Origin of the sequence: Mucilaginibacter sp. (assembly GCF_035492695.1) — a bacterium.
Classification (GTDB): Bacteria; Bacteroidota; Bacteroidia; order Sphingobacteriales; family Sphingobacteriaceae; genus Mucilaginibacter.
The window spans coordinates 60,163-80,074 of sequence record NZ_DATJJC010000015.1; the positions used below are offsets into that span (position 1 = coordinate 60,163).

Consider the following 19,912-nt stretch of genomic DNA (forward strand, 5'->3'; position numbering starts at 1 on the left):
TAGACACACGACTCCTGACTATAGCCTGCGGAGCAAGTTTTCTTTCACCCCGCCTTCCCATTCCTCTTTCAAAATGCTGAGCACAATGGAGTCGCGCCGGCCGCCGGCTTCCAGCCACATGTTGCTGCGCAGGATACCCTCAACGGTACAACCTATGCTCTTCATAGCGGCAATGCTGCGCTCGTTACGCGCGTCGGCACGAAACTCTACACGGTACATGCCCAACTCTTCAAACGCAAATTGCAGCAACAGGAATTTACAGTGTTTATTCAGCCCTGTACCGCGAAACTTTTCGCCATACCAGGTGTAGCCCAGCTGCAGCATGGCGTTGCCGGGTTGTATGTCGTAAAAGCGGGTGCTTCCGGCATATTGGCCGGTGGTTTTATCAAATACGATAAAGGCATATTCCCTTCCCTCGGCGCGGTTGGTAAGGGCGGTATTGATGTAGGCCCGCATCCGTTCCTCCCCGTGCGCACTAATGCCCGAATATTTCCAGGTGTCCTGTTCGTTCATAGCGTAAGGGAGAAGGAATTCGATATCCGATTCTTCAAGCGGTCGCAGCAAAACGCGGTCATCTTCGAGGATGTACCCGGCTTCACGGTCAAATTTTTGTGGCATGGTCTAAAATGTTTTAACGCGTTGTTCGTCTGCCTTAGTGTGGCCCTGCAATTATAATTGATTTTATGCACGACCATAGCTGTGCATCGTTATTTTTGCTTAAGTGACATTAAAATAACAATAAAATACCACTGATGTCTGACAACCAAAAACCGAAAGAAAAGAAACCAGGAATATTTAGCCTGTTAAAACCATACCGGTTATTAGTGATCTTGCTGATCCTGTTCGCTGTATTCAGCAACAGTGTCAACTTATGGCTGCCAAAGATCATTTCGCACGGGATCGACGGGTATATCCATAGCCTGATGACCAGGGTACATTTCGAACTTAACCCGACGATGACCAAATTTTTGTCGGCCATTGCGTTCATTTTTGTTTTCTCGTACCTGCAAAGCGTCATCCAAACCTATACGTCCGAAAAGGTAGCGCGCGATCTGCGTACGCGGCTTTCCGACAAAATATCGCGACAGAGCAATGCCTTTATAGCCGAGGTAAATCCATCCAAACTGTTAACCAACCTTACGGCAGATGTGGATTCGATCAAGCTTTTCGTATCCCAGGCGCTGGTATCCATCATATCGTCGGTATTTCTTATCGTCGGCGCAAGCGTAATGCTGCTTACCATCAACTGGAAACTGGCGCTTTGTGTTATTGCCATTATCCCTATTATCGGCATCACCTTTGCGGTGGTGCTGAAGAAGGTGCGGGCGCTTTTTGTTGAAAGCCGGGCAGTTATTGACTGGCTGAATAAAGTAATCAACGAAAGTATTTTGGGTTCGGCGCTTATTCGTGTTATCAATTCGCAGCAACTGGAATTCGATAAGTTCCTGAAAGCAAATACTAAAGCAAAAGATTACGGCCTTGCCATCCTTCGGCTTTTTGCCGGACTTATCCCCGTTATCACTTTTACCGCCAATGCAGCCACATTAAGCATACTGGTTTTGGGAGGGCATTTTATAATCAATCATACCATGTCCCTTGGCGATTTTGCGGCGTTCAATAGCTACCTGGTCATACTCATATTCCCGATCATCATGATCGGTTTTATGAGCAACATTATCGCTCAGGCGCAGGCGTCGTTCGGGCGCATTACCGGTGTGCTGGATGCTCCTGATACCGTGGAAACCGGCACGGTAAAAGAATCTTTGCGCGGCGATATCGAACTGAAAAACGTAAATGTAGTCTATGGACAGAAACCAGCTTTAAAGAATATTTCCCTATCGGTAAAAGCCGGGTCGAAGATCGCTATCATTGGCCCGACGGCGGCCGGGAAAACGCAGCTATTGTACTTGTTGACCAATTTGATCAAACCCAATTCGGGCGAGATTTTGTTTGATGGCAGGAGTATCAATGATTACAATAGCGAATCGTTCCACAGCCAGGTGGGTTTTGTCTTCCAGGATAGCATTATTTTTAATATGAGCATCCGTGAGAACATCGCCTTCAGCGATACGGTGACCGATGAATCGCTGCAAAAGGCGATCGACACTGCCGAATTGCATGAGTTTGTCGACTCATTCCCCGAAAAGCTGAGCACTATAGTTTCCGAACGCGGTGCAAGCCTTTCCGGCGGGCAAAAGCAGCGTATCATGCTGGCGCGAGCTCTTGCGCTGGATCCCAAAGTTTTGTTACTCGACGACTTTACCGCCAGGGTGGACGGCAATACCGAAAAGAAAATACTGGAAAACGTGCAGAAAAATTACCCGGGATTAACATTAATATCTGTAACGCAAAAGATAGCCTCGGTAGGGCATTACGACCAGATCATCCTGCTGATGGAGGGTGAAATAATAGCCAGCGGAAAACACGATGAGCTAATGCAAACCAGCACTGAATACGTGCAGATATACGATTCACAACAAAGCACCAGCAATTATGAATTACGATCTAAATAAATTTTCAAAGGAACAGGAAAAGACATCGACCCTGGGAGCTTTGAAAAAGCTGCTGGAGTTTATATCGCACGAAAAGAAAAACCTGTGGCTGGCGTTCCTGGCTATACTCATCAATGCCTCGGTGAACCTTTTTGGTCCGCTGATGATAGGGCACGCTATTGATAAGTATGTGATACCAGGCAATTATCACGGTGTGTTGGTAATTGCAGGCGTGCTGCTGGCTATGTATGTGTGCGGTTTGGTAGCCAGCTACCTGCAAACCATGCTGATGGGTGGCGTAGGCCAGCGGATGCTTTATACGTTGCGTAATGCCATTTTTAACAAATTGCAGCAACTGCCGGTGGCATTCTTCAATCAAAATAAAGCCGGCGACCTGATATCGAGGGTTAATAACGATACCGATAAGATCAATACCTTTTTCAGCCAGTCGCTGATGCAGTTTGTAAGCAACCTGGCTATTATGGTTGGCGCCGGCATATTTTTGTTGAGCATTAACCCCGAACTGGGTGCGGCCACTATCGCCCCTGCGGCGCTGGCGTGGATATTTACCAGGATATTATCGCCATGGGTTAAACGGAAGAACGCCGTCAATTTAAAAAGCACAGGAGGAATGAGCGCCGAAATACAGGAAAGCCTGAATAACTTTAAGGTGATCATCGCTTTTAACCGGCGCGATTATTTTCGCAAGCGTTTTGACGAAGCAAACAAGGAGAACTATGCAACATCTATAAGGGCCGGTATTGCCAATAATATTTTCCTACCGTTTTATACCTTGCTTGCCGGCGCTGCGCAATTAATTGTCCTGGCCTTTGGTATTTACCTGATCTCTAAAGGGCAGTTTAGTGTCGGTTTGCTGGTAAGTTACTTGTCGTACTCCAATAGTTTCTACAACCCGTTAAGGCAGCTGGCTACCTTGTGGGCAACTTTCCAGACAGCCATGGCCGGATGGGACCGTATCTCGAACATCCTCTCGCTGGAAACTAACCTCACCACTGTTGAAAGCGACATAACAACCGGATCAGACGCGCTGCTTGAATTTAGGAACGTGCATTTTGCATACCCCGGCGGCGGCGAAATACTACACAACATCAACTTTAAAATGGAGCGTGGTAAAACTTACGCCCTGGTAGGACCTACAGGCGGCGGTAAAACCACGACGGCCTCGCTGATAGCCCGGCTATATGACCCAACCGAAGGGACGATATTGCTGGACGGTAAAGATATTCGTTCATACGAACCGGATGAACGGACTAAAAAGATCGGCTTTATTTTGCAGGAGCCATTCCTTTTCACCGGTACCGTAAGGGATAATATCCTGTATAGCAACGAAGAATATCAAAACCTGACCAATGAACAGATAGAAGAAGAGCTGAAAGGGGCAAACCTGCAAAGCCTGCTTGATATTTTCGACAAGGGATTGGATACCCCGGTTTTATCGTCGGGCGATAGCGCCAGCCTGGGCCAAAAACAACTGATAGCCTTTATGCGTGCCGTTTTACGCAACCCAGAAATATTGATACTGGACGAAGCGACCGCCAATATCGACACCATAACCGAGCAGTTGTTGAGTGATATCCTGGCCAACCTGCCGGAATCAACCACGCGCGTTATCATTGCACACCGCCTGAATACTATTGAGAATGCGGATGAAATATACTTTGTTAACTCAGGCGAAGTGATTGCTGCCGGATCATTAGATCATGCAATCGATATGCTGCTGCAGGGGAAACGTGTTAGTTAACTGGTGATTAGTTGATTAGTGATTAGGTAGTTCGAAAGCCTGCATAAGTTCGAAACTTAAATTATGGATTAGACTTACGAAGTTTTTAAAACTTCGTAAGTCTAAATCTTATATTGGGTGTCACCCTGAGGCACTCAAAGGGTGAGCGTAAAGGCCTTTACCCGCATGTTTCGAGAACCTCAACAAGACACCCTTCACGGAATCACAGATCTCTCCGCACCACCTCACCCGTTGCCTTATTTTTTAATATCAGCTTCTTCTCACCGTTAGGTAATACTTCTTCCTTGATCAGGTAGTAGGTATCATCGTATGAGGCAAACTCGTGGCCTTCGGTTACGTCGGTACGGCCGCGCCAGTCGTCTATTTGTACAGGCTCCCAATTGCGCGATTTGGCCGATTTGTAGGCAGCATCAATGATACAATTCACCACATAGCCATCGTAAAAGTTTTCTGAAGGTTCACGCTTTTGGTCGATGGCGTCAAACATATCAGTGAACATATGATTGTAACCCAGCTCGTTTACTTCGTCGCCTACAGGGAACAGCCAGCCGCTGGATGATTCGGCTTTTTCGGCCACGTAATTATTACCCTTGCCCGTGCTGAACATATCGAAACCAGTCCGCAGGAAATTATTGAGCCAGATGGTGCCTTCGCTGCCCATAACCTCGTCGCGCAGGTCCATACCACCGCGGAAACACCAGCTCACTTCAAACTGACCGATGGTGCCGTTAGCGTATTTTACCCAGCCCAATGCATGATCCTCTGCCGCGATAGGGTGTACCTGCGTGGCTGCCCAGCACATTACCTCCACAGGTTTTATATCCTTGCCAATAAAATTCCGCGATATTTCGATACAATGGCAACCCAGATCGACAATAGCGCCGCCACCGGATTGCTCCAGGTTCCAGAACCAATCGCTATGCGGACCGGGGTGCGTTTCCCTTGATTTTGCCCAAAGCACCCGGCCAATACTGCCGGCCTTAACACTGGCTAACGATTTCAGGAATTTTGGGGTGTAGCACAAATCCTCTAAATAACCACCCATCACACCAGCTTTTTCCACCATTTCCATCATTTGCTTGGCTTCGGCTCCGGTGCGGCCCAAGGGCTTGGTACAAAGCACATGCTTGCCCGCTTTAGCGCAAGCCTCAACAGCGGCCAAATGCAGCTCGTTCGATAAAGCGATCACTACCACATCTACCTCGGGATTACCCACTACTTCATCCAAATTATTACTGAAATGGGGCAAACCATAATCTTTGGCAAATTTTTCGGCCCTTTCTGCCGAGCGTGAATAGACGCTTACCAAAATGTCTTTTCTGCGTTGTGCTGCAAGCGAGTCAGCATAAAAACGGGCTATAAAGCCCGAACCAAGCATGGCGATTTTCATATTTATTTTGTTGTAATGTTTGAAAGTTAAAATGTTGTAATGTTTTTTGTTGTAATGTTCGAAAGCTGAAATGTTATAATGTCCGAATAGAGCGCCAACTTCAACTTTCCAACTTTCCAACCGTCAGACCTCTTTTTCCCACCCGGTCTCTTTCAATGCCGGGTCGTTTTCCTTTTTCAGGAAATCGTTATCTGATAATGAAGCCGCGTCCCATTGCAATATTGCCTCGTCGGGTACTACATTAACCGGGGTCTTCCACGACGTCGATGTCTCATTATAAGCTAAATTAGATTGCGAACAATAACACGAAATAATGGACCATCGCGGATGATCGGATAAGTTCGCTTCGGAACGGTGCAACAGGTTGCTATGAAAAAATAAGGCATCGCCCGGCTGCAGTTCGCAATATACCAGTTCCATTGTTTTGAGGGCGTTGTTAACCATGGTCATATCTGCACCTACCTGTTCGCCCGAAAAACCATGATTTACCCTGCCCAACTTGTGCGAACCTTTGATAACCTGCAGGCAGCCGTTCGCTTTATTGGCGGCCGTAAGAGCCACCATAACACTGATTAGCTGATCGGGAAACATGAACTGGTTCTTATACCAGTACCCGTAATCCTGGTGCCATTCCCAGGCACCACCCACTTTAGGTTCCTTCTGCATCAGCTTGGAATGAAAATGACAAACAGGCGAACCATTATCCAACAATTCATCTACCGACTCAACCATGCGTTTGGCTCGCGTCAGGTAACCAAATACATCATTCCCCGGCGTAAACCATAACGATAATTTGGTTTTCTTGCCGGAAAGATCGTTCAGGTCCAGTGCGTTTTTGCGCATAGCATCATCTTCAAGCGCGGTCTTGTATAACTTGTCAGTCTCTGCCTGCGAGCAAAAACCCTTCACCAGCAGGAACCCGTCGCGTTCATAAGCGGCTTTCTGTTCAGCATTCATCATTTTTACAGGTATTAATAGGTTTGCCCGATAAAGCTATAACATTCATCGTTTATTTATCAAACCTTTGTTAAAATTGTTTTAACCGAAATAGTTATTAAAATCGTATCAATAATTATTAATTTTTTATTACTCCCATTTTATTTTTATTCTTGTAACAGAATAATATTATGCAAAGATATACCGGCCAGAAACGCATCCTTGTTGCAGTAGATTGTATCATATTTGGTTTTGATGGCTGGAATTTAAAATTGCTTGTCGTTCAGCGTGCGATGGACCCTGAAAGAGATAAGTGGAGTTTAATGGGCGGTTTCATCCAGCCCTCCGAATCGCCTGACGACGCAGCCAACAGGGTTTTAGAACACCGTACAGGTTTGAAAAATGTTTACATGGATCAGTTCCATGTATTTGGTAAGCCCGATCGTGACCCGGTTGAAAGAACGCTCTCCATAGCATACTATGCGCTGATCGATATTCACCAGTATGAAAAGCAGATCAACGATGAGTTCCACCCCGAGTGGTTTCTTTTGGATGAACTGCCCGAACTGATATTTGATCACACCGAAATGGTAAAGCTGGCCCTGCGCCAATTGCGCTATAAGGCTGCTTTACACCCGATATTATTCCAGCTGCTTCCCGAAAAGTTTACGATACCGCAATTGCAGGCGCTGTACGAAGGCGTTTATCAAACTAAGTTTGATGACCGTAATTTCAGTCGTAAACTGCTATCGACCGGGCTGCTCATCAAATTACCTGAAAAGGACAAGCTTTCGTCAAAAAAAGGAGCGTTCTATTACCAGCTTGATCAATCGCATTACAAGGAGAACTTTGAGTCCTTCCTTAACCTGGTGCCAAATCCGGATAAGTTTTTCTGATTTATTCTAAATTTTTGGGTAGTGTTATGGTAATCGATGTTCCTGCGCCGGGTTCAGATTGCACATTGATGGTGCCGTGATGGTCCTCGATGATCCCAAATACGATTGACAGGCCAAGGCCGGTGCCTTCCCCAACATTTTTTGTTGTAAAAAAAGGTTCAAATATCCGCTGACGGACCTCTTCGCTCATACCAACGCCTGTATCGGTTATATCTATTACTATATTATCAGGATGATCGGTTGTAGTGATAATGATGCTTTCCTGATCCTGGTGCGGTTTTTCCTTTATCGCCTGGATACTGTTATTGATCAGGTTCATAAAAACCTGGTTTATCTTGCCGGGGTAACAGTTTAACAAAGGCAATTTGTTCAGTACAGGTTTTATTTCTATGTTATAGGGAATTGTACTTCGTAGAAGTATAAGTGTACTCAGAATTGATTTGTTGATGTCAGCCGGCTTTAGTACCAGTTCATCAGTACGGCTGAAGGTACGAAGGCTTTGCACGATCTCTGTTGTCCGATTTGCACCTTCTTCAATTCCGTCGAGTAGCGTTAATATTTCTTCCCTGATAAAATCGAGATCTGTATTTTGATTTTGTGCAATGGCTGCTTTCAATAATTCTTTTTGATCGGGGTGGGCGCCGGCATCCTTGTATTTGTCTATTAAAGCAAACAGTTCGAGAAAATCGAGCCGTAAGGGCTTGACGTTCGAGCTTACGAAGTTTATCGGGTTGTTTATCTCGTGCGCAACGCCTGCAGTTAACTGGCCGAGAGAGGCCATTTTCTCTGTCTCAACCAGTTTCATCTGTGTCGATTTGAGGTTCTCGATGATGGTTGACAGTTCCTGGTTTGTTTTTATCAACTGGTTAGTGCGCGCATTAACCTCTGTTTCAAGCAGTATATTTTGCTGTGTTATCAGTTTTTCGTTTTCCTTTGCTATAGTGAGAGATAACAACTGTGTTTCGGTGGTTTGTCTCCTGTAAAAATTGATCTTTTCGGCTAACGATATCGAAAACAGGATCAGCTGAAGGATCGAGCTATAGATAATGATATTGGCGGTAAAGCTATTATGAACGATAAAGCCCCTGTTGCGGGCGATAGAGATAAGCACCGTTATAAAGAATAAACCGAAACCTATCATAAAATATTTAGCAGGCTTATACCCTTTAACATACAACACACTGCCAATGCTGAGCAGGGCAATAGACATAAAGCTGGCAGAAATCGTTATCAGGTCGTATGCAAAAGGTATTTTGCCAATGATAATGGCAAGCAATGCAACTGTATACAAGCCAAATAAAATATAATAATACCTGAAATAGGAACCGAGTTTGGATTTTAGCTGCAGGAATTCGGCAGCAAATAATAATACCGAATAACCAAAACACACCCTGATGACCGGGATGAAATAACTGTTTATCAATGTTTTTTCACTGATGAAAAAGTTTACTCCGTAGCCCCGCAGTAAAACCTGCGATATGCCTAAAAAAATGATATAGGCTACATAGTAAACATAGCTTTTATCTCCAACCATAACAAATAGCACCAGGTTGTAAAGTGCCATCACCAGTACTATGCCTATAAAACCGCCTACCATCAAGTTCTCGTAGTCAGCATTTTTGAAATAGGTGTTGGCGCTGTTAACCTCGATGGGAACTGTGCCGGAAGCATTGCTTTTTATTCTTAGATATAAGGTTCGTGTCGAGTCGGGCAGAATAATACAATTAATGAAAGTGTTATTTTGCTTAAGCAATTTTGAATCGCGGTCGGGTACTGCAGACGAAAAGTGGATCATTTTGCCGTTAGGCGAATCGGCTAAGTAAAGGTCAAAGTTGTCAATAACACTGGCTCCTATGGTGATAGGTACAAATGCCCGGGTAGTTTTATTGTGAAGTACAAATTTTAGCCATATTGTAGATTTCGCATATTGTATTGCCGGTAACGAGCTGCCAGCCGGGTGAAAACCGGGATTATTAACGGCATCATTGATCTTATAAAGCCCCGATGGATCATCAAGCTGGGAAAAATATTTGCTTGTTAAAAGTTTTTTTTCGTTTTCGCGGATAGTTAATGTATCGGCCTGGAATGCAAAAAGAGAACTATTTTGTAGCAAGAGATATATTATTAGCAATATTTTTTTCATTTTTACGATTTGCTTTACCAGCGGCGATGCTGTAAACACTATAAAATTGCGCAGAAAATTAAACTTTCAAGAATTTATCGTGTTAAAATAGCTGTCTGTAGATACTCTCAAAATAAAATATAGTTTATGTCGTTCGGAGTGCTGTATGTTGATGATGAGATAAATAATCTCAATAGCTTTAAAGCTGCGTTCCGGCGCGATTTTAATATTCATGTTGCACAGTCGGCCCGCGAGGGTCGCAAGATACTTGATACTAACGAAATAGGCGTCATCATAACCGATCAGCGTATGCCGGGGATGACAGGTATTGAATTCCTGGAGTCGATCCTAACCGTTTACCCGGACACGATAAGAATATTGCTTACAGGTTTTTCTGATATGAATGCTGTGATGGATGCTATAAACAGGGGACAGGTTTATAAATACCTGGTAAAACCGTGGCAAAACGATGAGCTTAAATTATACATCCAGAATGCGTTGGAAATATACCAGCTGCGTAAGGAAAATAAAGAGTTGGCACATAAATTACAACTCGCCAACATCGAACTGGAGATGCTGCACAGATCCCGTTCATAAACAAATAAATTTACACAAGGCAACTATTATTTTGCGCAATAAGTAATTAATTATGACCTAATTGTCGGTTTGTACGTAAACAGGGCAATAATTATATTTAAATTGGTATCTTAACAGGCCTGAATCTAAAAAGAGAAGTCTGTGGCAGGTGACCTATAATATCGGAATGAAGCGATCTTTACTCGTATTTTTTGTTTCTGCATTAACCCTTCAGTTTGCTATTGCGCAGCAAAAGCCGCAATACACGCAATACGTATTAAACAATATGCTTGTCAATCCGGCCGTAACCGGTATCGAGAATTATATCGGTATAAAAACAGGTTACCGAAGCCAGTGGACGGGTTTACAGGGGGCACCGGTAACCAGTTATATCACTGGCAGCATACCATTTGGGTCTGACTTTGTTGGGGGAGACGCCGCCGCATTATCGGGCGGTAACGAAGCCAACCCTTATAGCCGCCTTTATACCCAAAACTACGAAGCTTCGGCCCCGCATCATGGATTAGGGTTTATGGTGGTTTCGGACCAGGCCGGGCCAATTAGTACATCCAATCTTGATCTGACATACGCATACCATCTTGGTTTAACAAGCACCTTTAACCTGGCTGTAGGAGTGGAGGCAGGTATGAACCACATCAGCCTGAATACTTCTGAACTCATCCTGGAAAATCCGCTCGACCCCGCCATCGCGAATGGTAGTAACAGCCAATGGAAGCCCGACCTTGGAGTAGGTGTTTGGGGCTATTCATCCAATTATTTTTTTGGTGTATCGGCTCTGCAATTATTATCACAGAACCAATATTTCAGTACAAAAAGCTCGGTTAACCAGGCAAAAACGGTACCGCAGTTCCTTGTTTCGGGCGGATTTAAGGTATTTCTGACCGACGATGTTACCTTGTTGCCATCAACACTGGTCAAGTTCATCAAACCTTTGCCGGTAACTTACGACGTAAATATGAAATTGGCATTCAGAGATCGTTTTTGGATTGGCGGCGCCTACCGTAACGGTGATGCAGTTGCAGGTATGTTCGGGCTAAATATCAGTTCGCTTATCAATATCAGCTATTCTTACGATTACACCACTTCTGCCTTACGGACAGTAAGTAATGGCACACACGAGATCGTGATCGGCATTATGCTTAACAACCGGGACCATTTGATAGCTCCGGCACATTCATTTTAATAAATCAGGATTTTTATAGTTCTTTCCTCAGTCTTGCAACCGGGATATTCATCTGTTCGCGGTATTTGGCTACGGTGCGGCGGGCAATGTTATAGCCTTTTTCTTTGAGTATTTCGGTAAGCCTTTCGTCAGCAAGCGGGTGGCGTTTGTCCTCAGCGCCGATGTTTTCTTCCAGTATTTTCTTCACCTCCTTGTTAGATACTTCCTCACCGCTTTCCATCTGAATTGCCTCAGAGAAGAATGATTTCAACAAAAAAGTACCAAATTCAGTTTGAACGTATTTGGAGTTCGCTACACGCGATACAGTTGAAATATCCATGCCTATTCTGTCGGCGATATCTTTCAATATCATCGGTTTCAGGTTTTTGTCATCACCCGTCAGGAAGAACTCGTATTGATACTGCATAATGGCATTCATGGTCTTTAGAAGCGTTTGCTGCCGCTGTTTGATGGCATCAATAAACCATTTGGCCGAATCCAGTTTCTGTTTTACAAACTGAACAGCTTCTTTTAGTTTTTTATCCCGCTGGGATGCCTTATCATAATGCTCAAACATTTCCTGGTACGAGCGGCTTACGCGAAGCTCGGGCGCATTCTTTGAATTTAATGTCAATACCAGGAAGCCATCATTATTGGTGATATGAAAATCGGGTATTACCTGCATTTGCTTGGTATTTACCTCATTCGAATCGCCGGGCTTTGGGTTTAGTTTTAATATTTCAGATATAACTGCCCGCAATTCCTGCGAGGTCATACTTAACGATTTTTCCAGCTTATCGTAGTGTTTCCGGGTAAATTCGTCAAGGTAATTCTCCACCACCTGCATGGCTTTCCTTATCACCGGATCGTTCTGGTCTTTTTTTCTTAACTGTATCAACAAGCATTCCTGCAGGCTGCGGGCGCCAACACCCGGCGGATCGAACGACTGGATAACTTTCAGCATATCCTCCACTTCATCATCGTCGGCAAATATGTTCTGCGAGAATGCCAGGTCATCTGTAAGCGAAGTGATAGACCTGCGCAGGTAACCATCATCATCCAGACTGCCAATGATCTGCTGACCTATCCTGAAGTCTTTATCCGGTAATGGAACAAGGTCGAGCTGAGCCTGCAGATTCTCGAAAAACGAACTTTGTACAGCTATTGGTATCTCCTTGCGGTCGTCATCGTCGTCGCCGTTCTGGTCGTATCTCGAACCATATTCATTCAGGTTATCTTCCTGCAGGTAATCGTCTATATTAAACTCGTCGGCCGGCCCCTGTTCTTCATCGCCATTATAGCTATCTTCTTCAGGGTCCCGATCAGGATATTGTTCTTCGGGCTCGTTCAAATTTGTTAAACTCAGGTCTTCAAGCGCCGGGTTTTCCTCCAACTCCTCTTTAATACGGGTGTCGAGGGAAACGGTAGGCACCTGCAGCAATTTTATAAATTGAATTTGCTGAGGCGAAAGCTTTTGTAAAAGTTTCTGTTGAAGATTTTGTTTTAACATAAATTGTATCAGCCCAAAAATACATCAATTAACCATAAACCCGAAAAAATTAACTCTTTTGATAATTTGGAGCCCCCCTTTAAACGGAATTAAACGGTAAGTGTTTAAGAAAAATGACGGGAAGCATTTTAAACGTCATTTCACTTTGTATATTTATTCAACTTTAACGAAAACTTCAAACTCAAAACAACCTCACTTATGGCTATTGTAAAAGAATTTAAGGAATTTGCGATGCGCGGCAACGTGGTCGATCTGGCGGTCGGCGTTATCATTGGCGCAGCTTTTGGTAAGATCGTTACGTCGTTGGTTAATGACGTTATTATGCCACCGATAGGTTATATTACAGGTGGTATCGATTTCAAAAATTTAAAGCTTTTTATCCGACACGCCGACCCGGCCAATAAAATCACCGAGGTGGCTGTTAATTATGGTAATTTCATCAATACCCTGATCGAGTTCCTGATCGTGGCATTCTGTATTTTTATGGTAGTAAAAGCAATAAACTCGTTGAAAAAACCTGAAGACACTCCCGCTCCCGCACCTGATCCGGGTCCAACAAAAGAAGAAGTATTGCTGACCGAGATCAGAGATTTGCTGGCGAAAGGCAAATAAAAAGAATGTCGAATGCAAAAAAACTTTTATCGACGTTTCTATTAATACTGTTTCTTATTGCAGGATGCTATGGCGTAATATTCGAATCCTATAAATATGGGTATCTATATGGGATAGTTCCTTACGTGCTTATATTTCTTCCTTTTGTGGTTTTATGTGGCTTATGGTTAGACTTAAGCGGCAAAACAAGGTGGATAGAATGGAGAAAGGCGCTGATAATGTTGATGGCATTGTGCGGAATATATTGGGCTTTAACCACGGTGAAATACCAGTATTATAATAATCAATTGAAAGATCACGGTGTGCCGGTTAATGCTTTAATAGTCGGATTTGCTAAATCATCTACAAGGAATACAACATTTCATTATGCCGTATTTACCTACACTTACAACAAGAGAGATTACTTGCAAAAAATAAGAAACAATGACGATTTTTTCAGAATTGGTGATAGCATAAACATGATATGCTCATCTGACGATCCGGAAATATTTAGGATTCTCACGGTGAAACACCGCTATCAGAAAATATTGTATCGATTTAGATATTAATACGTCTTTGGCAATTTCGGATCAGTAAGGATAATGTAATCATTGTCCTTACTGTATTTATTCCAGTCGGGATTGTCAAAACTATCATCCGAAAAGCAGGCGATATTGACGATTTTTGCTTTTGCGTAGTATTTTTTCAGTTGGGCAGCAGTGCCCAGTTTCTCCTGGCTGTGAAATCCGCCGTTCACCTGGAAAACTTTATAGCCGCGATGCTTTTTAAGGAACCGCGCTATCGACCAGCCCATGGTGGCATCCCAAACATTTTGCGCCTGGTACATTTGCATATTGCCCATTGCGCCGTGGCCGCCCATTATTTCAAGGAATTTGTCGTAATAGGCGCCGGTAGCGGTGTCAATAGGCAGGGGCGCCAGCCATGCTTTGCCCGTTTTGTCCAGTTTGTCAAGGCTGGTCAGCCCCATCCGGTTCACCATGTTAACATAACGCGCCGGCGCATTGGCAGCTACTACGGGTATCTGACTGGTTTTGGCAAATTCTATCATCGGGCGGTAATCCTTATAATTTTTCCAGGCACGGCCCTCGGTCGTAAAATTCTTTTCGCGTATTAATCCGGCTAAATATTCATTCAATACGTTCTGGCAGTCGGTTTCAAACATTTCCATACTGAGCGCGGTTTTGCCGGGAAACTTGGCTGCAAGTTTTTTAAATAACAGCGATTCCAGCACATGGCAGGTGGAATCGTTGTGCTCCTCGCCGAAGAAAAGAACATCGGCTTTGTCCATACCGGCTGTAATGTCATCAGCTGAAACCAGTTTTTGCTGACTGGTGCTATAAATTTTATAGTGCTGTTCTTCCTGGCAAAGAGCCAGAAGAGGTAACCATAGGAACACTAAAGCAGCTAAATATTTCATAATAGTGGGGACTTTATTAATGCACCTGAAAAAATAATGCAACAATATACCAAAACAACACCTCATTTAACAAATAGTACAATTCTATTTGATAAGTATAAAAAAAGCACTAAATTTGCGCTCTTGTTTTAAAACACGACGAATAGAATAAATAGCGATGAAAAGAACGTTTCAGCCTTCTCAAAGAAAAAGAAGAAATAAGCACGGTTTCCGTGAGCGTATGGCAACTGCTAATGGCAGAAGAGTATTGGCAGCCAGAAGAGCAAAAGGCAGAAAGAGATTAACTGTTTCTGACGAGCGCTCGCACAAAGCATAATTGCTTGTCCACAGGCTCCGACCGGTTATTGCTTTAAATTGCAGTTGAGGTATGAGCAAAATATACAGCTTTACAAAAGAAGAACGGTTATGTAATAAAAGGCTCATCGATGAGCTTTTTCATAATGGTTCTTCTTTTTTATGTTACCCCTTCAAGGTTTCATGGATGGCCGCAAGCCAGCCGCAGGAATTCCCCGCGCAAGTATTGTTCTCGGTACCAAAAAAAAGATTCAAAAGCGCCGTCGACCGCAATTTGCTCAAAAGACGCATGCGCGAAGCATACCGTCTGAACAAACAACAGTACTTATACTCATCGCTTGACGCCAGGGAGAAACAAATCGTTTTTTCAGTGGGTTATATCGGAAAGGAAATTAACGACTATGATCTCATCCATAAAAAGATGCTGAAACTTTTAACAGGGCTAGCAGAACTTAGCGCCAAATGATGCTGATAATAGAAATATTTAAGACAGTTATTGGCTGGATATTTTTATTACTGATAAAAATTTATCAATATTTTATTTCGCCGCTTACCGGTGCTTCATGTCGTTATACTCCTACCTGTTCGCAGTATGGAGTGGAGGCAATAAAGAAATATGGGGCCTTTAAAGGCGGATGGTTAACTATAAAACGGATAGCCAGTTGCAACCCTTGGGGTGGGCATGGACATGATCCGGTACCATAAATTAGTCATTAGTCGGAAGTCTTAAGCACTTAGTCTTTTAATGAAGATATATGACTTAAGACTCAGGACTCAGGACTCAGGACTCAAGACTTAAAAAATGATACTTCAAATAGAAACAGCCACAACAGTTTGTTCGGTAGCCCTATCGAAAAATGGTCGCGTTTTGGCCTTTAAGGAAGCTGACCAGCGAAATATCCATGCTGAAAAGATTACGATCTTCGTCGAAGAAGTGTTGAAGGATGCAGGCAAAACTTTTAATGATATTGAAGCCATAGCCGTAAGCAGTGGGCCCGGTTCTTATACCGGTTTGCGTATTGGTGTTTCCGCCGCAAAAGGCTTAAGTTTTGCGCTCGATAAACCACTTATCGCTGTTGAAACTTTGGAAACTATGGCTTATGGACTCATAGCCGAGAAATCCTTTGGTGATGATATATTACTTTGCCCGATGATAGATGCGCGGCGCATGGAAGTATATACGGCTGTGTTTGATAGCCGGGGGAGTAGAATAGTACCGACATCAGCCGAAATAATCGATGGTAATAGCTTTAGCGATCTGCTATCAAAACATAAGATCATATTTTTTGGCGATGGGGCAGAAAAATGCCGCGAGGTACTGGCTGTTCATCCGAATGCCGAAATAGTTGGCGACTTCACCAATTCTGCAAAATATCTCACTAAAAGAGCCGCTGAAAAATACTTAGCAGGGGATTTTGAAGATGTGGCGTATTTTGAGCCGTATTATTTGAAGGATTTTATAGCAGGTAAACGCCCTACTGATAAGTCTTGAACAACCTGTTATAAAGGCGTCCCAGAAACCCTTTTTCGCCCATAGGTATGGTGCTGGCATTTAAAGGATGCTCTATAACCGGGCCAAATTTAAGCGAGAAGCCCAAAAAGAAACTGGCCCCGGTAAATGAATTGTTACTGTACGACGAATAACCGCGAATAGCGCTTGCCAACGCTGCCGACTTTAACAATCTATCAGTACCTATGAAAAATTCCCCGTTATAAGATTTGATCATAAATTGGGTGCCCAGGTTGAACAGGTTCATATCATCATAGCTTGCAGTTAAGCTAAAATGATAATTCTTGTATTGAAAATGGTTTACAAGTGCCCCGGTATAATCTGTATAATATAACGCTTTTGACACCACAACCGTTGGGGAGTATTTGATAGAGTGGTCGTCATTTACCCAATAGGATTTGGTGGCGCTTAGCTCAAACAATGCATTCGTTGGCGTCGTAAACGATTGAAACACTCTTTTACTTCTGAGTATGTTGTTAACGTGATTGAAAATACTATCCTCGCGGTGCGGTGTGGTAACACCATTGATGGTTTCTGTGCCGTTAAAATTAGATACGCCCGACTCGCTATACCAGTGGATAAAGCCAAGGTCTTTGATATTACCTTGTATCGTTACGTTGTCTTCCGTTCGGTAAGATGCGCCAAGGCTGATCTGTGCACCCGGGCTGCGGGTTGTAGGTAAAAAGCTCCTGCTATCGAAATTACCCGGGCCTTTACTTTGGTAATATTTGCCTTTTAAGGCAATTATTGCAGCATCGTTTTCATTGTCGAAATTAATGTGCGACTGATAGATGTCTACCTTATTATAGTCTATCCCAAATAAAACGCCCAGTTTTACACCGATGGCAAGCCGATTTGTTACTTTTTCGCGATATGAAAAGCCTATCGAATTGTATATCTGGTAATAATAATGATCATTAAAGATATCATTGTAAGTACTATTGGCAAAAGCGCCGGGTCCGTTGAATACCGCAATGGATTCATCGGAAAAATATCCCCTGCCTTCTAATTTTGTTTGCGCAAAAAAACCAAGTTCGACATCTCCCTTCAGGCTCGAAAACATTTTGAACATGATCAGGTACGCATTTCCGCTGATATTTGCGCGGTTGAATTTGTTATTACCGATCTCGAGGCCACTGTTATTGTATTTCCCTCCAAATGCCCTGTCCACAAGGGTGGATTGCGCATCACCTGTTAAGGTAAAGCCTGCATTGAAATTCGGAACAAAAAAGTTGAAGGCGTACATTTTACTTGTATCCGGAACAAACGCCCGTTGCGAGGGGTTTTCAAACGAATCAAATAAAGTTCCGGTATTGTATTGTGAAAACTGTTGCGAGAACCCCTTAGCTGCTAACAAAAAGAAACAAAAGACAAGTAAAAACTTCTTCATTATAAGTATCTCAGGGGCTATATGTTAGTTAAAGCGTTTTAAAGATAAACTTCAAAAACTAATTTTATACTAAAAATTAAAAATTAGCAACTATAGGCTTTAAACGGAATTTTAGGTGTTGGGTTGTGTGGATACAGCAGATTTTTTTAAAATGCGCCTTTTATTGAGGCTGTATCGGTGTTTAAGCGCATGCAAAAGTTGGTGTAAAAACTTTTGTCGGACGATGAAAGTTGCCACGAAGCACCATAGAAGTTTTTCCAGCCTGGGTTAGCCTGGTCAAAACTTTCGTAAAAAGATAATTTCATGTCCTGTTTGAATAATTGTGCGGCGTTTTTGAATTGGATGAAAAATGAAACATTACTACTCTCGGCCAGCAGATTGTTGAAATCATTATAGCCATTGGTTTTTACCAGGAATTTCCTGTTGACGTAGGTGTCTGTATAGCTAACTATTTCGGATGTACTATTCGTTAGTATCAGGTAGTTATCCAGCACTTTAAAATAAGGCTTTTTAAACTGGCTGAAAGCTTCACCAAGCAATATCTGCGGTACATTGTCGTAGGTAAACTGCCCCGTGTTATCAGAGCTCATTTTGCAGGTATTGGTAAGCAGGCTCAAAAGTTTTGAGCCATCTTTTAACTGCACTATGCCTATTTTTTCGTGGTAATGCGTGGTTACCACGGCAAATTCGTTCCCGAGTAACCTGGGGAATTCTTTTTGTAACGAAATACCAGTCTCTTTCCTGATCTTGCTCAGAATGTCACCTCTTTGAGCGCTAAAATCACTTTTCGATTCAAGGTCGGCTAATTCGGATTCAAATTTCAAAGGATCAGATACCGAAAAGTTTGTAAAATAGGCAGTGGTAGAAGGAAATAGCTCTTTCAGGTGGTTGGCAACGGGCTGCTGGCCGCCAAAGAGGCCAAGATAGCCTTCCGACCCGCTATTCTCAGCTTCGCTTGTTCCGTTAAATATTAGCGCGTCACCTTTAAAGTTTAGGCTAAGTGCTGCTAATCCCGGAAACTGACGGAAATTTTTGACGATGTCATAGTTTTTACTTAAAAACACCTGTTCAACCAAAGGGGTAAGCGCGCGGTAGTTCAAATACAGGTTCGCAAGCGAATTGGATCGCTGCTGATCCGGAAGCAGCACAAACGATTGCTTTTCTCTGCGATAGTCGTAATTTGCACAATGGGTGATGATATCTTTCGAAAAACTCCCGGAAAGGCAGTAGTCATCTTTATTGATCACATAGAACCTTTTTTTTAGGTCGTTCAAATAAATAATATAACCCGGTCTGCCATCAAATTCCGTCGGTGTTATCAACATGCCGTTTTTGGGTTGTTTTGATAACTGTTCTAATACAGCCTCACTGAACTCCTTTGAAGCCGATACTGTTAGCAGAAAATCAATTGAATTATTTTTCTGCGGGTGAAGCGAAACAAAAATATCTTGTCCGCTAAAATATTTTTTGAGCACGGGGTTTTGAAGCAATAGCTGCTGCAACGCAGTTAACTCATCCTGGTTATCCTGCCCAAGCAAATTGCCAAAAAGCTTGCTGCCGGCGAAAATGTCATAAAACTCCTTATCGTTGTTGAATTCGAATATCAGCGAGGCATCATTCGGAATGGTTCGCATAGCCAGGTTGGCATATTTGCCTGATGTGTTAAGGTGGCGAAAGTAAACGACCGTTACCAATGCTGTGGCGGCGAAAAGCAGGATGGTAATAATGATTAGTCGTTTCATGGAATTCAGATCACACAAAGGTAGATTTTTGCCTGCCACCCGTAAAGTAATACTTTCAAATGGTAACTTAGCACTTTATA

18 protein-coding genes are annotated in these 19,912 nt (G+C 43.3%); 10 read left to right on the plus strand and 8 right to left on the minus strand.

Annotation, left to right across the window (positions count from 1 at the left end; translation table 11 throughout):
* Positions 1–18: 18 nt before the first annotated feature.
* Positions 19–618, minus strand: coding sequence for a GNAT family protein (locus VL525_RS10100; RefSeq protein WP_325386023.1), 600 nt, complete (start codon positions 616–618; stop codon positions 19–21).
* 134 nt (positions 619–752) lie between these two features.
* Here VL525_RS10100 and VL525_RS10105 point away from each other — a divergent pair, with 134 nt between their 5' ends.
* On the plus strand, positions 753–2,513 hold the full coding sequence (locus tag VL525_RS10105) for an ABC transporter ATP-binding protein (RefSeq protein ID WP_325386025.1): 1,761 nt from the start codon (positions 753–755) through the stop codon (positions 2,511–2,513).
* Positions 2,494–4,254: an ABC transporter ATP-binding protein gene (locus tag VL525_RS10110; protein ID WP_325386026.1), complete on the plus strand. Its 1,761-nt coding sequence runs from the start codon at positions 2,494–2,496 to the stop codon at positions 4,252–4,254. The genes VL525_RS10105 and VL525_RS10110 overlap by 20 nt, the downstream gene beginning before the upstream one ends.
* Positions 4,255–4,456: 202 nt before the next feature.
* Here VL525_RS10110 and VL525_RS10115 read toward each other — a convergent pair whose 3' ends face one another.
* Positions 4,457–5,644, minus strand: coding sequence for a Gfo/Idh/MocA family oxidoreductase (locus VL525_RS10115; RefSeq protein ID WP_325386028.1), 1,188 nt, complete (start codon positions 5,642–5,644; stop codon positions 4,457–4,459).
* Positions 5,645–5,767: 123 nt separating this feature from the next.
* Positions 5,768–6,604: a phytanoyl-CoA dioxygenase family protein gene (locus tag VL525_RS10120; RefSeq protein ID WP_325386030.1), complete on the minus strand. Its 837-nt coding sequence runs from the start codon at positions 6,602–6,604 to the stop codon at positions 5,768–5,770.
* Positions 6,605–6,771: 167 nt separating this feature from the next.
* Here VL525_RS10120 and VL525_RS10125 point away from each other — a divergent pair, with 167 nt between their 5' ends.
* Complete coding sequence (locus VL525_RS10125) at positions 6,772–7,476, plus strand: NUDIX hydrolase (RefSeq protein ID WP_325386032.1); 705 nt, start codon at positions 6,772–6,774, stop codon at positions 7,474–7,476.
* A 1-nt stretch (position 7,477) separates the two neighbouring features.
* Here VL525_RS10125 and VL525_RS10130 read toward each other — a convergent pair whose 3' ends face one another.
* A complete protein-coding gene (locus VL525_RS10130) occupies positions 7,478–9,619 on the minus strand; it encodes a sensor histidine kinase (protein WP_325386034.1) in 2,142 nt (713 codons plus the stop codon).
* A 126-nt stretch (positions 9,620–9,745) separates the two neighbouring features.
* Between VL525_RS10130 and VL525_RS10135 the strand changes: the two genes are divergently transcribed.
* On the plus strand, positions 9,746–10,195 hold the full coding sequence (locus tag VL525_RS10135) for a response regulator (RefSeq protein ID WP_325386036.1): 450 nt from the start codon (positions 9,746–9,748) through the stop codon (positions 10,193–10,195).
* Positions 10,196–10,361: 166 nt separating this feature from the next.
* A complete protein-coding gene (locus tag VL525_RS10140) occupies positions 10,362–11,378 on the plus strand; it encodes a type IX secretion system membrane protein PorP/SprF (RefSeq protein WP_325386038.1) in 1,017 nt (338 codons plus the stop codon).
* A 13-nt stretch (positions 11,379–11,391) separates the two neighbouring features.
* Here the strand turns inward: VL525_RS10140 and rpoN are convergent, their stop codons facing one another.
* Entirely contained in the window at positions 11,392–12,867 is a 1,476-nt protein-coding gene (gene rpoN, locus VL525_RS10145) for an RNA polymerase factor sigma-54 (RefSeq protein ID WP_325386040.1), read from the minus strand.
* Positions 12,868–13,065: 198 nt separating this feature from the next.
* Here rpoN and mscL point away from each other — a divergent pair, with 198 nt between their 5' ends.
* Entirely contained in the window at positions 13,066–13,479 is a 414-nt protein-coding gene (mscL, locus tag VL525_RS10150) for a large-conductance mechanosensitive channel protein MscL (RefSeq protein WP_325386042.1), read from the plus strand.
* Between the two features lie 544 nt (positions 13,480–14,023).
* Here the strand turns inward: mscL and VL525_RS10155 are convergent.
* Positions 14,024–14,896 (minus strand): ChaN family lipoprotein, encoded by an 873-nt coding sequence (locus VL525_RS10155; protein WP_325386044.1) that lies wholly within the window; start codon positions 14,894–14,896, stop codon positions 14,024–14,026.
* 157 nt (positions 14,897–15,053) lie between these two features.
* On the opposite strand from VL525_RS10155, the gene rpmH reads away from it, so the two are divergent.
* The 4 genes from rpmH to tsaB all read left to right on the plus strand — a co-directional run bounded on the left by rpmH (position 15,054) and on the right by tsaB (position 16,682).
* Positions 15,054–15,212, plus strand: a complete 159-nt coding sequence (rpmH, locus tag VL525_RS10160; RefSeq protein WP_325386046.1) for a 50S ribosomal protein L34 — start codon at positions 15,054–15,056, stop codon at positions 15,210–15,212.
* Between the two features lie 51 nt (positions 15,213–15,263).
* Positions 15,264–15,656, plus strand: coding sequence for a ribonuclease P protein component (locus VL525_RS10165; protein ID WP_325386048.1), 393 nt, complete (start codon positions 15,264–15,266; stop codon positions 15,654–15,656).
* Positions 15,653–15,895 (plus strand): membrane protein insertion efficiency factor YidD, encoded by a 243-nt coding sequence (gene yidD / locus VL525_RS10170; RefSeq protein ID WP_325386050.1) that lies wholly within the window; start codon positions 15,653–15,655, stop codon positions 15,893–15,895. The genes VL525_RS10165 and yidD overlap by 4 nt, the downstream gene beginning before the upstream one ends.
* A 97-nt stretch (positions 15,896–15,992) precedes the next feature.
* The gene (gene tsaB / locus VL525_RS10175; protein ID WP_325386052.1) at positions 15,993–16,682 is read left to right on the plus strand and encodes a tRNA (adenosine(37)-N6)-threonylcarbamoyltransferase complex dimerization subunit type 1 TsaB; all 690 of its coding nucleotides are present in this window, start codon (positions 15,993–15,995) and stop codon (positions 16,680–16,682) included.
* Here tsaB and VL525_RS10180 read toward each other — a convergent pair.
* On the minus strand, positions 16,666–18,090 hold the full coding sequence (locus tag VL525_RS10180) for a DUF5723 family protein (protein ID WP_325386054.1): 1,425 nt from the start codon (positions 18,088–18,090) through the stop codon (positions 16,666–16,668). The two genes, tsaB and VL525_RS10180, sit on opposite strands and share 17 nt — an antisense overlap.
* Positions 18,091–18,236: 146 nt before the next feature.
* Entirely contained in the window at positions 18,237–19,832 is a 1,596-nt protein-coding gene (locus VL525_RS10185) for a hypothetical protein (RefSeq protein ID WP_325386056.1), read from the minus strand.
* Positions 19,833–19,912 lie beyond the last annotated feature (80 nt).